Genomic DNA, 12427 nt, shown 5'->3' with positions numbered 1-12427 from the left:
GGGGAGGGAGCCAGCTTAAAACTGAATGTGCGGGGTCCAATTGGACGGTGGCGGCAGACTAACGCTGCTTAAGATGGGCAATCAGGTGCTCGGTCGAAGACAGGATGAACTGCCGATCGGCATCGGACAGGGGCGCGAGCAGCAAGCCGATCTTATGGCCTTGGTCACTGGGGCGTGGGCTGAAGTCGGTCACCAGTTCAGCCAGCCCGCAATCCAGCGCGCCCGACAGCTGAATCAGTTTGGGGACCGACAGCGACGTCTTGCCCAGTTCGAGCCGGGAATAGGCCTCACGACCCATCGACAGGCGTTCGGCCAACTGGTCCTGAGTCAGACCCAGGGCGCGGCGACGCTTGGCGATCATTTGGCCAATCTGCTTATCGGCGGCGGCGATGATTTTCGGCAACTGTGCGGGTCTCCCATTCAACCTGAATGGTCGAACAAAGACCTCGCAAGATGAACAACCCATCGGGTTGACTCTGGGCGATATGGGTTGTATTTGTTCAATTGAGTGTGTGGATTGCTGAAAATGGGCAAGAATCAGTGGCGGTCGCTGCGCGCGCGAGGCGCGTATTGACGTACAAGGAAACTCACGTGGATACAGCGGACGATGGGCTGATAGGCCAGGTGCGGTTGCAGGCGCTTCGACGCTTTCTGGAGATTCATCGATCACCCGACGACAAGGACAAGCTCAGCGCCTTGGCGCAGTGGTTGGAACAGTGCCCTACGCACCGGCAGGCGTTTCGGGAATTGGGGCAGGCGCTGGCGAAAGTTGCTGAGGATCCGGACGTGCTGGAGACGGCACTGGAGGCGATGTTGTTGCAATACAGCGCGGGTTCGACACGGCATTGAAGTGACGCGCGTCGATGGGCCAGGGTTTGGATGAGCGCCGCGCAGAGAGGCGCTCATTCCACTGAGGTCCACTGATCAGCTCTTGGCACGACCGCCTTTGCGGGTAGTGCCGGGGCTCGCTTTGTCGGCCGGGCCCGATGGCGCGGCGTCGGGGGACTTTTCACGCATGCTCACGCTGGCCAGCCGATGGGGCAGGATACCGATGCGACGTGCCTCGACCTTGAAGGTCACCCGTGCGTTGTCCTCGCTGTCCTCCCATTCATCGCGCACCGTGCGCCCCTCGACCAGCACGCGCATGCCTTTTTGAAACAACGTGCTCCAATGCTCAGCATCACGGTGCCACAGTTCAACCGGGGCCCAGTATCCACCTCGGTCTTCGTAGCCGCCCTCACGCGGTACCGGGTTGTCGAAATAGACGTTCAGGCGCAGCAGACGACGCGGCTCATCATTGCCTGAGGTGAATTCCTGAAAGTCCGGCGCGCTGCCGATGTTGCCTTCGCCAACAAAAAAAGTGCTCATGGTGATGTCTCCGTTCCGGATGGGGATTGGCGCAGCACGCCTTCGGCGTTGGCCATCTTGTGGCTGCAGTCGAGCGCCTGGCGCTGCAGGGAATGCAGCACGCTCATCTGCAGGTTCAGCGCGATGCGGTTGCATTCGATCTGGAACAGGGCAGTGCGCAGGTCCGGAGGTAGGTGCGGATTGCGCATCAGCCGCTCCCAGACTAGGGCGCCCATGCGGGAAAAGTCCTGGGTGCGCCAGCGCAGAAAGGTGGTGCCGGCGCCGGTGTTCTGCAGCACCAGACGAATGCCCAGCAACGACAAGGGCGGCAGCGCCATGATCGCCGCCTGGGTGCCCATGAGCTGCGCCACACGCTGTTCAAGCTCCCTCGTGACGTTCGTCAGCTGGACCAGTTCCCCCTTACCCTTAAAAGGCTTTAAAAGGCCTTTTAGGGAGGCAGCGTGTTCGATGTCCCGATAGGCAGTGGGTGCGAGGGTCAGATCGGCGGGGAAGTCCTGGCGGGTCATGACGGCTTATCCGCAGCGGCCATCTCGCCGTCCGCCGGAACCTCATCACTTGCACTGGCCGGCGCACTTTCCGTCGTTCCCGCCACCGCGATGATAGGCGGGGCGAACTGCGAGCGACGTGTGCCATCGAGCACGTCGTGGGGCGGCCTACCGTACTTATCGACCGCTTCCTGGAAGCGAGCATTGTCGGCGGCCACATCGCTGCGGGAGACGCCGGACACGCGGCATCTATGGGCGATACCAAACAAGCTACGCACCTGGTGGGCGCCCTGGTCGATCCAGCCCTCCATGTCCGGCCGGCCGATCAGCGCCGTATGATGGGCCAGCAGCACACGCCTGACCAAGGTGTCGTAGTCAGTGAGCAGGTAAACCGCAAGAAATCCCAGCTGGCTGGCGATAAACAGCGGCAGAGTCACGGGGTGGATGTTGAGGTTGTCACCCACGTCGATTTGCGAGGGCAGGAGTTTTTCTAGATGGCTGACCTGCTCCATCAACTGGCCCATCTGCACCTTGGCGCGCAGCACCTTGTCCTCCAGCATCAGCATGAACCAGTCAGCGAAAGGGTCGTCCTGCGCCGCCGCTTGCTTGAGGATGTTGGTGATGTTGATGTAGGCCGCCATGCTCATGATCGGATGGCTGCCCTCGCGGGCCAAGCGGCCCTGCCACAGCCGAGCGGCGTGATGGGTGTGCAGGGTCAGGGTGATGGTGCTACGCAGCGAGCCCAGGTTGAGCTGGAAATGGTCGGCCATGGGCAGGTCCTCAAGTCGGCGGGTGAGGACACGGTGCCGGGCAAACACGGGTGTGACTGCCGAAAACTTGAAGGACCTGTGTTCGGATAAGCCATGGCGGCTGGAACAGTATGGATTTGATGCCTGAGGCATCAAATCCATTAAGCGCTACTCACCAGCCCACATTGTTGGCGCAGTTGATCCAGGCAGGCCCGTGCCACGGGGGACGCCGATCGTGGCGCGCCGTTGCGTTCAGCGCTCTTCGGCTCTGGCACCGCCTGCTGGACCCGCCCGGCTTTGGGCGCGGGCACTTTGGTCGCGATGTCCCTGGCGGCCCACAATCGAAAGTCCCCCTCGATCGCTTTCCTGATCAACCCCATCAGGTAAGCGGCTGGGCGCCGCACGGCCCCCGTCGTGCACCGGGCCACGGCCTCCTGCAGGACGGCCACCCTGGCCGCGTCGGGCAATGGGGTCATGGCCTGTAAGGCGATCTGCCGATCATTTGCGCTGATGGGCAGGTTCGCTGGCCACTCGAGTTCGGATGTTCCCCCAGCCCCTCGTACCGTACTCTTTTGCTCTATACGCTCTTGTACAGTACTAGGAGGATCCGGAATCCGAACCACCGCTAAATCCCGGGCTTTCGCCGGCAGTTCGGATTGACGTTGTGGCTGGTCGGGTGAGGGCGCCACATCCAGCGAAGGCTGTTCGGATTCGTGAGCAGGAGAGGGCGACTCGAGCTCGAGTGAGCGTTGTCCAGGCGCCAGCGGCACCAGGGCGAGCACTTTGGGTACAAAGGCCGCCGGTACCGTTTGGTCGCTCCGCAGTTCCCCCAACACATGTCCGGCGGTGATGCGTACGCCCTTCGCGGCGTGCTTAAGGCTGCGCTTGATCAGATCACCATAACCCTCGTCCAACTGCAGTGCTTCGGCCGGCGTCAGCGGCTCGTCGTGCAGGACATAGATGGGTGGCCGCAACCGACCTAGATCGTCGCGAAGATGCGTGACCAGGCTGAGCCAACGGGTCAGCCGCAGGTTCTGCAATACACGCGCGACTGTCTCTCGTGAAGCTTTCTCGCCGCAGGGGACGGCGGACAGATACGGCTGCAGGTCCTCGTAGCGGGGGTATTTGAGGCCGCGTTCTACGATCATGAAGTGCAGGGCCTGCCAGGCATTGCGCTCCAGCGGTGTGAGTCGGGTATCAAGCAACAGAGAGCGGGGCATGATGTTCTGGGGTTTGCCGATGTAGCGAAAGTGGATCGAGGTGTCGGGGGGTGGCTTGGGTTTGGGCGGCGAGGGGAGTGGAAACAGGTGAGGGTTGTCCTGCATGTATTGGGCGCACTGGCGCATGGCCCGTTTTAGATCCTCCAAGCTGAGACCGTGTCTCATAGCTGCTCTCCGTACAGGTGCAACTGTTGCCAAACCATGGTCAGGGTGACGCCCTGCTCCTCGGCGAGCATCATCATGGTGTCGAGCTTATCGGCGGTGCCGTCCTGCTGTCTCAGCTGACGCCAGCGCTGCCACAGCGCATGTTCCTGGCCTTCGGTCAGACTCTGTGGGCGACCGCGGCTGACCTCGATCTTCAGCAGCCGCCGGCGCATGGCGGTTTCGGAGTGGTCCAGCCCAAAGCACTTATTCATGATCAGCGAGCTCGCACCGAGCTTGAGTGCGCGATTGATAAGGCGTTCGTTTTGCTCGTCTCGGTCGGCCTGCTCGATCAGCCGGCGCATCACTGCGGTATCGACCTTGATTTCCACCCAGGGGACTGCGGCATGGGCTAAACGCGAGAGCGTGGTCGGTGGCAGGGATTGCAAGATCTCCAGGTCCTCTTCGGCCAAGCCCAACGCGCGACAGCGCTGAAGGTGGCCTTGGCGCAGCTCATGCAACACCTGGTTGAGCATGGTGTTATTCAGCAGGGCGAAGATCGCGTTCATGAGAGTGTCTCCGAATCGTCCTGAGATGTGGCCTGGCTCAGGTCCACGATACGTCGTGCCAGCACCACCAATTGGACCCACTGGTTCAGTTGCGCGTCTGGAAGACGCTGAAGTTCGAAGGTGAGTTTGGAGTTGCCCACGGGCGGGGTCAGATAATCACCGACCAACAATTGGCCCACCAGTGTCGGGGGAAGCTGCTGCTTGAGTTCCCATTCGACCCCATCCTGCGCGCGCAGAATGGAGGTGAGCAGCAGCTGCACGGCTACGCCCTGGGGTGCGGTGGCCTCTGCGGCCTGCCAGTTGAGCGTAAATCCAAGACCGTGCTCTGCGCCCACGACAAAGTCTGTCAGTGCCGCGTAGTGGGCTAATGACTGCGCCAATTCGGCTGCGAGGCAGCGCAGTTCGGCGATGGCCAGTGGCGCGATGGAATCCATCAGCTGTGACAGAGAAGGGAGCGATGCGGTACTGGTCGTCTGCGCTTCGGCTACCTCTGTGCTACCTGGGCGCAGCCCACCGAAAATATCGTCCAACCGTAGCGGGTCCTCGTCGACGGGGTCGTCATCGTCCCGGACCTGATCGGTTGGGGATGGCATTGGCGGTGTCTGACTGTGAACCAGCGGAGGCGTGGTTGCGGGTTTGGCGCCGGCATATAGCAATTCGTTTACCGTAGCGGTGGGCCGCTCGTTGGTGGAGGGTTCACTTGGCGGCGTAGCGTGAGACCCGCTCTGCGTCAGTTCTAATTCCATCAGCCGCGGGGTGATGCCCAGCACTTTAGCCATCTGCGCCAACAAGGCGCCGCGCATCTCGTCCCAGTCGAACTCGTCGGCGGTCGTGTCGAAATTTGAAAGCGTCTGCTGCCACAGCACAAGTAGTTGATCGAGCGGGGCCAGTAGGCGGTTCCATAACTGTTCGGCCCGTTTGCGCAGCAGAATGAGCCCCTCGATCTGTGGCTTCGGTAACCCGGAGCACAGGGCATTGGGAAGACTGGGCAGCAGGTATTCGACGGTGTCGAACATGCGGCTGATCTGCGATTGCGAGACCGGATACCCGCCCGATGCCAACGCCTGGGAGAGTTCGCGTTGCGAAAGGGACGTGCCGTCTTCCTCTAGCAATGCTTTCACGTTGACTACCGCCAGCGCGCGTTCAATAAACGCCAGCTGTCCGTGCAGATCGCTTTCAGCCAGATGCCCGAGCAAGGCGTGGGTCTCGCTGGTCCAGGGACGATAGCGGCAGGCGATTCGGAAAAAGCGCTCATCACGTGTCTCTTTCCACAATTCGTTGAGAATCGCCAAGCGCGTGTTACCCCCATTCAAGATGATGAAATACGTCTCGCTGGGTCGTCGGGTGATGGAAGGCGCCTGGTCCAGCCCGCGTTCACGAATCGACGACTTGATATCGTCATACAGCGGGTTGCGGATGAATCGGGGATTGCGCTCGTAGGGCCGTAATTGCTCCAGGCTCACGACGATCTCCGATTCCTGGTCGAACTCCGGCGCCGCGCTTTCGCCGGGACTGCGCAACAACGTCTGCGGGCGCAGTCCGGCGCTGATCTGCTCCTGGGTGGGTTTGATCATGATGGGCCTCAATTACGCCTGCGGTAACTTGTCGCCAACTTCAAACTTGACCACGAAAGCTGTGCCCGGCAATTCGAAGTGCTGGCTGAGCTCATGCAACAGCTTGGTGATAGCGGGGTGACCGCCCGGGAGGTCGAACACCACGGTGCAATAACAGGGTTCTGTTACCTCGCGATGGGGAGAAGCTGATGGCGATGGGATCACGCAGCGTGGCTCATGCATGGCGAGCTCCAATAAGTTAGTTGGAAGATTTCAGTAGCGGGCCCAGGCATCCGGTGCTGACGCCGGGTCGATAAGTCGGTGCCATTCGGGAAACAGCTCAAGCGCTAGCTGCCGCATCGACTGCGCCGCGCTCAACCCGCCAGAGGGAGAAGGGCTATAGTCGATCCGGTGCACGGGCAGGCCCAGCGAGGCCGCGTTCAGATAGGCCACGCGATCCAGCACCACCGCGGAACACAGGGTGACTTGGTCATGTACGACAAAGTCTGCAGACAGGCTCTGAATGATCAACCGCGTATCGCGGCGGCTCAGATTGACCTGGTTCAGCAGCAGCCGTGCCGGGGGAGGGCGGAAGCCCAACTGCTCATAGGGCGCCAAGCTTTGCAGCAGCGCAAGCGTGCCGCGGTGCAGCTCCCGGGCCGCGAGCATTTCGGGTGGGATGGGGCTGAGCATCATGTCCGAGGCGAGCACTGACATCTCGACGATGACGCTGCGCGCGCCCTGTGTGTCGATCAGCACCACATCGTAAAAAGGCTCGAAGACATGGAGCAGATTTTTCAGGCGCAATCGGCCATCTGGGGCGTGCAACAAGAGGGTATTCAACTGGCCAAGCGGATCATTGGACAGGACCACGTGCAAACCTTCGACACAGGTCCGTGAAACGATCTGATCGAGATCTACCAGGCGATGGCCGATCAGCTCAACACTGCCCGCGGTGCCGGCGCAGGTGAGCTGGTAGTAGCTGGACAGCGTCGGTTGACTGTCCAGATCGATCATCAACACCCTCAGTCCGGCATCGGCCAGTAGGCCACCCAGATTGGCGGTGACGGTCGTCTTGCCGACGCCGCCCTTGGTCGACACCACGGAGAGCACCTTCACCGTCACGCCTGCGCGCCGAGGCGTTCGGCGATCCACCGGTCGATCTCGGCAGAGTCCCAACCGACGGCGCGCATACCAATGCGTCTGGCCAGGGGGAACTTGCCTTCCTTCATCAGGTTGTAGATGTGCGCCCGCTTGAATCCGGTACGTTTCTCGACCTCATCACGGCGCATGATGTAGCGGTCTGTTTGGGCAGGCCTTGCGGTCACGTCGGTCTGGGTTTGCATACGTGTCACTCCTTGGCGCCAGATGGCTTGCGATGGGAAGTGACATGAGTCAACACCAGGAAATCGAGCTTGTCATTGCAATGCAATCGCGGACGATTGCATTGCAATTGGGTACAGATGCGCTATTTGAATCGCTTGTTTGCGTCCGCAAACCGTTGATCCAGCGTCCGTTTTTTGAAGCCTGGATGGTCAGGATATTGCTGCTGGATAGCGGCAACTATCGCGTCCTGGCTGGCAAAAAAAGGATTATTTTTTTCTCCAGGACTTCCGTTGAGCAAAAGCCTTAGCAGGACGCCAATCAAATCCAGCAAGCCAGCTTCGGTACGTGCATCCGCAGGCTTTTCCTCCTCAGCGGAGGCGCGAAGCTGCTCCACCTCGACCCCGAGCGAGGCGAGTTGCTCCACCACTTCAGCGTGAGACCTCGTCAGCCGATTGCACAAGACTTGAAGCGTATCCCTGTCAGCCTTCAGTACCAGATAGTGACCCCATTTCACCGAGCCCGCCGTGTCGGCTGCGTAGGCGAACAGGAAGGGAGGTGTTTGGTCTGGGTGGTACAGGCTCATCCAGGCTTTCAGTTCGCCGTGGCGGATGCGCAGCGACCTCGGCCCGAGGTTGGCATCATTCCCGGTGAACAACGCCTGCGGGTGACTCGGTAGCTCCTGGTGCTGCACGGCATCCAGGATCATGCCGACATGTGTCGCCAGGCAGGGCCATCGGGGAAAGAGTTTGAGCAGTTGTTCGGGATACAACCAGTTTGCCTGGCTGATCTGTGTCTCGAACGCTTGAAGCCCACACCAACGCAGTGCTGCTTCGATGGGGGTGTAAAGCAATTTGAAATGCGGATCCGAGCATTGTCGGCACATGGGACCTCCTATTCCTTAGGATGGCCTCTCGCATTGGTCGTGCGGATTGGCCGCACAGAGAGTGGGCGAAATCCCATATTATTATGCGCTCAGCGAGATGGCGTTAGTTGCAGCATAAAAAGCGGTAAGGCCCTTGCTGAACTGCTCCCAGGCGAGGAACGAATCCATATCAGACTTAGGCGTCCGTAATAAACTCCATTCAGGAGGAGCAAGCGTAGGAAAAGGAAGAGCGTGGAGCAAGTGCTCTAGATCAATGCTCTCACCGAGAGGTGTCAAAAAATCGGACAGGTAGGATAGGTGTTTCTAAATTGTCCTTTATTCATGGGGCAGGACTAGTAGCGTAATTTTCTTGACAGTGCTCGGTCTGAAATAAACTGTAACAAACTCGGCGCGTCCAACGCTGGCTTTGCTGTACCACTTGGTTGGTACAAAAAGTGGTAAATCACCCACTGGACTCCAACCAGCCCCCGTTTTTTCGGGCGTGAACAGCGCTGTCGGCCCAACCCTCAAATGGAGCTGAGGATCCGTACTTTGTCCAGCAGCCCGGTGCTTTAGGGGTTATTAGCGCCCGCGTACCAGCTCTTCACGTAGCAGTTGTTTAACTTCCTCCAGCAGTGCAGAGGGAATCTTCACGCCGTTTGCCACACTACGCGTCCGAGCCTCGAAGCGTCGTTGCGACGGCAGGCGCGCGCCTCGTTCGGTAATCGATTCGAACAACAGTTCGGCACTTTGTCGCCCAATGTCCAGCGAGTCGCCGAGAAATACCTTGGAGTCGAAGGCTATCAAGAGTTCGCCATGGCAGGGTGTTGCGCCGGTGCTTTCATCGAACGCTTGGGATTGCGCGCTAGTCAAATCGCCACTTAGTGAGCCTGCCAGCAACTCGATCATGGCCGCCAGCGCCGAACCTTTATGGCCACCAAAGGTGCGCCTCGCGCCCTTAAGGGCCGCCTTGGCATCAGTAGTCGGTTCACCCTGGGCATCAATGGCCCAGTTGTCGGGGATGGGTTTGTACTGGCGCGCTTGCAGTTCGATATCGCCACGGCGATGGCGCTGGTGGCGAAATCGAACACGAATGGATGAGCGCCAGGGCGCGGCCAGGCGAAGGCCAGCGGGTTGGTGCTGCGGCACGTTACCGACTTCGTTATAGCCGTAGGAGGTGGTCGAAGCGCCAATCATGCTGCTGGCCAGCCGGTGCCGCGAGGCGTACGTAAAAGTGGCGAGTACGCCGTTGGGGTCGGCCTGTTAAACACAGAGCCCCGGTCTCTGCTAAAATAAGGGACAGGCGAGCGAGAATGTTTATAAATACCGGGAACGACAAGGGTGCTAGTATCTCGGCCAGACGCGCCGACGTCCCGGGAGCACCGATCCGAAGTTGTCCATGTTGAATTTGGGCTAAGCGTGTTCTTGGTAGCCCGGCGTAACCGTATCAACGCCGACCAGCTCAGTTGTCTTTTTGGCACAAGTTTATCAGGACGGCATGGCGGTCAGTACTGACGAGGCGTTGACACCAGCGTCAGAGATGAGCGAAGCGCTACTAAATATGCAAGCAGCCGATCGATTCAGTTTGCACCCCTCGCCGCTGTTTCAGCCTGGTTCAGGATCGAACTAGGCCAACCTCCTCCGAGCGCCTGATATAGCGAAATAACGTTGTTGAGTTGACTCTCCCTGACCTGGATCGCCGCTACCTCGGTATCGAATAGATTGCGTTGGGCGTCGAGAACCTCCAGATAGGAAGAGTACCCCCCCTGATAACGATCCTGAGCGATGTTCAATGAACGGCTCAGCGTCTGTATCCGGGTGCGTATCCGTTCGATTTGTTCTTCAAAACGCTTGACCGCCGACAGCGAGCTTTCCACTTCGCCGAATGCGTTGAGCGCTACAGCGCGATAGTTGTAAGCGGCTTGATCCCGTTGCGCCGTCGCCACCCCAACCTGTGCTTCAAGCCGTCCGGCACTGTAAATCGGGGCCAGTACGCTGGCGCCCAGATCCCACACCTTGACCGGATCGAAGTCCAGAGCGTTCACGTAGAGTCGACCGAAGCCTGCCGAGAGTTGCACTTGAGGCAGGTACTCATCGCGGCGTGCCTCCAGGTTGAAATCCGAAGCCGCCACCATGAGCTCCGCCTGCTGGATATCCGGGCGGCGCCGTAGAAGTTCTGCTGGCAGCATCCCTGGCACTGAAGGAGGGGCGACGTTCTGGAAAAGGCTGCCGCGGGACACATAGCCCGGCAGGGTTCCTGTCAGCAGGCGGATGGCGTTTTCCTGCTGGCGTATCGATTGTTCCAGTTGCGGGATCATCTGCTGAGCGGATTCATACTCGGACTGCGCCTGGGTCAGTTCCAGCTGCGAGGTATAGCCCTCATTGGCGCGGTCCTGTGCGACTATCAGTGCATCGCGGCGCGACGCGGCAGTATCGCGAGTGACCTTGAGTTGGGTGTCCAACGACAGCAGGGTAATGTAGGCGCGCGCAACTGTGCTCGCGACTGACAGATGAATATTGTCCAGGTCTGTTCGGGTGGCCTGGTATTGCAACTGAGCCGCCTTGTCCAGGTTGCGCAGGCGCCCCCAAAGGTCTAACTCATAGGCCACCTGGATTTCCGGTTGCACCGATCGGGTGTGAGTCACGCCGGTCGGACCAAGGTTGCGTGTCGTCTGCGCGCTCAGTGTCCCGTCAAGCGTAGGCAACAGCGCCGAATGAGTCAGACCGATCTGCTGACGCGCCTCCTCAATGCGCGCGACCGCACTGAGCACGTCGTTGTTCTGCATCAACGCCTCATCGACCAGTTGGCTCAGGACAGGGTCATTAAAGGCTTGCCACCACTGCGCCAAGACAGGCGCCGGGGATTGGGCCTGTCCTCGCCACTGCGAAGGAGGGAAGACCTTGGATTGCATTGGCGCGGGTGCCTTGGCGGGTGCGCAACCCACCAAAGCGACCAGTGTTGCGAGCGCCACGCGTTGCAATGGACTGGATGCGAGTCGACTCATGGCGCACTACCGTCGTCGCCCGCGCTGGCCGTGTCGACGTGCGCAACCACCGACATACCGGGTCTGAGCCGCCGAGCCATCGCTTGGTTGGCGTCCAGTTCGATTCTTACGGGAATGCGCTGAGCGACTTTGGTGAAGTTGCCGGTGGCATTGTCGGGCCGCAAGACGCTGAATTCCGAACCTGTGGCCGGAGCGAACCGCTCGACGCGCCCGCTCAGTCGCGCGCCGTCCAGGGCGTCCACGTCGAGGGTTACGGCTTGCCCCGCCAGCATGCCATTCACTTGGGTTTCCTTGTAATTGGCCACCACCCAAAGCTGTTCGGGCACCAGATAGAGCAATTGCGAGCCGGCGCTGACGTATTGTCCAAGACGGACCGAGACCTCGCTGAGCACACCATCACGCGGAGCGCGGATACGAGTGTTTTCCAGATCGATCTGCGCCAGGTGCAGGGCGGCCTGCGCGCTCCTGACGGCAGCCTCCAATACCCCCCGCGAAACCTGGGTGGACTTCACCGTCTCTTTCGCGATGTCGATTGCGGCTCGAGCTTTTTTTACATTGGCGCCCGCGGCACGGGCGGTAGCGCGGATCTGGTCACGTTCGCGGATAGACACCGAACCTCGCGAGGCGAGTTCATTGACCCGCGCTTCGTCGGCCCTGGCACGATCAAACTCGGCCTCCACCGAAAACATCTCCGCTTGCCTGGACGCCAGCGTCGCCTGATCCGACGCCTGGGTTTGCAGCGAGTTTTCCAGGTCCGCCCTGCGAGCGTCCAGATCGGCTGCCGCTTGTTCAGCCCGCTGCTGATAAATACGATCGTCGATTTGTATCAACACCTTCCCCTGCTTGACGACCTCGAAGTCCCCCACGAGCACTTGCGCTACGTAACCATTGACCTGCGGCGCCATGACGGTGATTTGCCCCCGGACATAGGCATTCTCTGTGGTCATGACCGCGCTGTTGAACGGCCAGAACTGCCAGGCATACAGAACCAGGATGATGCCAACGCCAGCCGCGCCCGCCATCAACCACAGGGTCGTACCGCTCGGCTTGAGGATTTTCGGCGGATCGACTGACGCGCCACCTGCATCGGCTACATCGCTGGGAGAGGTTGAGGTTTCGATGTTTTTCGTCGGATCGGTCTGGCTCATA

Annotated in this window: 14 protein-coding genes and 1 pseudogene; 1 reads left to right on the top strand and 14 read right to left on the bottom strand. The window is 60.1% G+C overall.

Annotated features, from left to right (window positions below):
- Positions 1 to 58: 58 nt before the first annotated feature.
- Positions 59 to 403, bottom strand: coding sequence for a helix-turn-helix domain-containing protein (locus tag REH34_RS00800; RefSeq protein WP_008374264.1), 345 nt, complete (start codon positions 401 to 403; stop codon positions 59 to 61).
- Positions 404 to 591: 188 nt separating this feature from the next.
- Here REH34_RS00800 and REH34_RS00795 point away from each other — a divergent pair, with 188 nt between their 5' ends.
- A complete protein-coding gene (locus REH34_RS00795; protein ID WP_008374261.1) occupies positions 592 to 849 on the top strand; it encodes a DUF4880 domain-containing protein in 258 nt (85 codons plus the stop codon).
- A gap of 75 nt (positions 850 to 924) precedes the next feature.
- Here the strand turns inward: REH34_RS00795 and REH34_RS00790 are convergent, their stop codons facing one another.
- From REH34_RS00790 to REH34_RS00730, 13 genes and pseudogenes are all read right to left on the bottom strand, one after another.
- The gene (locus REH34_RS00790; RefSeq protein WP_311970397.1) at positions 925 to 1368 is read right to left on the bottom strand and encodes a single-stranded DNA-binding protein; all 444 of its coding nucleotides are present in this window, start codon (positions 1366 to 1368) and stop codon (positions 925 to 927) included.
- Positions 1365 to 1874, bottom strand: a complete 510-nt coding sequence (locus REH34_RS00785) for a DUF3158 family protein (protein WP_311970396.1) — start codon at positions 1872 to 1874, stop codon at positions 1365 to 1367. Before REH34_RS00785 ends, REH34_RS00790 begins: the two co-directional genes overlap by 4 nt.
- Positions 1871 to 2623 (bottom strand): PFL_4669 family integrating conjugative element protein, encoded by a 753-nt coding sequence (locus REH34_RS00780; protein ID WP_311970395.1) that lies wholly within the window; start codon positions 2621 to 2623, stop codon positions 1871 to 1873. Before REH34_RS00780 ends, REH34_RS00785 begins: the two co-directional genes overlap by 4 nt.
- A gap of 140 nt (positions 2624 to 2763) precedes the next feature.
- Positions 2764 to 3987: an STY4528 family pathogenicity island replication protein gene (locus REH34_RS00775; RefSeq protein WP_311970394.1), complete on the bottom strand. Its 1224-nt coding sequence runs from the start codon at positions 3985 to 3987 to the stop codon at positions 2764 to 2766.
- The gene (locus tag REH34_RS00770) at positions 3984 to 4532 is read right to left on the bottom strand and encodes a DUF2857 domain-containing protein (protein ID WP_311970393.1); all 549 of its coding nucleotides are present in this window, start codon (positions 4530 to 4532) and stop codon (positions 3984 to 3986) included. The genes REH34_RS00775 and REH34_RS00770 overlap by 4 nt, the downstream gene beginning before the upstream one ends.
- Positions 4529 to 6106: a ParB family protein gene (locus REH34_RS00765; protein WP_311970392.1), complete on the bottom strand. Its 1578-nt coding sequence runs from the start codon at positions 6104 to 6106 to the stop codon at positions 4529 to 4531. The genes REH34_RS00770 and REH34_RS00765 overlap by 4 nt, the downstream gene beginning before the upstream one ends.
- A gap of 12 nt (positions 6107 to 6118) precedes the next feature.
- Complete coding sequence (locus REH34_RS00760) at positions 6119 to 6328, bottom strand: hypothetical protein (protein ID WP_157213084.1); 210 nt, start codon at positions 6326 to 6328, stop codon at positions 6119 to 6121.
- A gap of 30 nt (positions 6329 to 6358) precedes the next feature.
- On the bottom strand, positions 6359 to 7204 hold the full coding sequence (locus REH34_RS00755; RefSeq protein WP_311970391.1) for a ParA family protein: 846 nt from the start codon (positions 7202 to 7204) through the stop codon (positions 6359 to 6361).
- A gap of 2 nt (positions 7205 to 7206) precedes the next feature.
- Positions 7207 to 7431, bottom strand: a complete 225-nt coding sequence (locus tag REH34_RS00750) for an AlpA family transcriptional regulator (RefSeq protein WP_311970390.1) — start codon at positions 7429 to 7431, stop codon at positions 7207 to 7209.
- Between the two features lie 122 nt (positions 7432 to 7553).
- Complete coding sequence (locus REH34_RS00745) at positions 7554 to 8294, bottom strand: hypothetical protein (RefSeq protein WP_311970389.1); 741 nt, start codon at positions 8292 to 8294, stop codon at positions 7554 to 7556.
- 561 nt (positions 8295 to 8855) lie between these two features.
- A pseudogene (locus REH34_RS00740) lies at positions 8856 to 9412 on the bottom strand (Ldh family oxidoreductase); the annotation flags it as partial.
- 441 nt (positions 9413 to 9853) lie between these two features.
- Positions 9854 to 11278 (bottom strand): efflux transporter outer membrane subunit, encoded by a 1425-nt coding sequence (locus REH34_RS00735; RefSeq protein ID WP_311970388.1) that lies wholly within the window; start codon positions 11276 to 11278, stop codon positions 9854 to 9856.
- Complete coding sequence (locus REH34_RS00730) at positions 11275 to 12426, bottom strand: HlyD family secretion protein (RefSeq protein WP_311970387.1); 1152 nt, start codon at positions 12424 to 12426, stop codon at positions 11275 to 11277. The genes REH34_RS00735 and REH34_RS00730 overlap by 4 nt, the downstream gene beginning before the upstream one ends.
- Position 12427: the final 1 nt, after the last annotated feature.

Origin of the sequence: Pseudomonas baltica, from assembly GCF_031880315.1 — a bacterium.
Classification (GTDB): Bacteria; Pseudomonadota; Gammaproteobacteria; order Pseudomonadales; family Pseudomonadaceae; genus Aquipseudomonas.
Note: the sequence above shows the minus strand (reverse complement) of the source record. Positions and strands in the feature narration are given on the sequence as shown.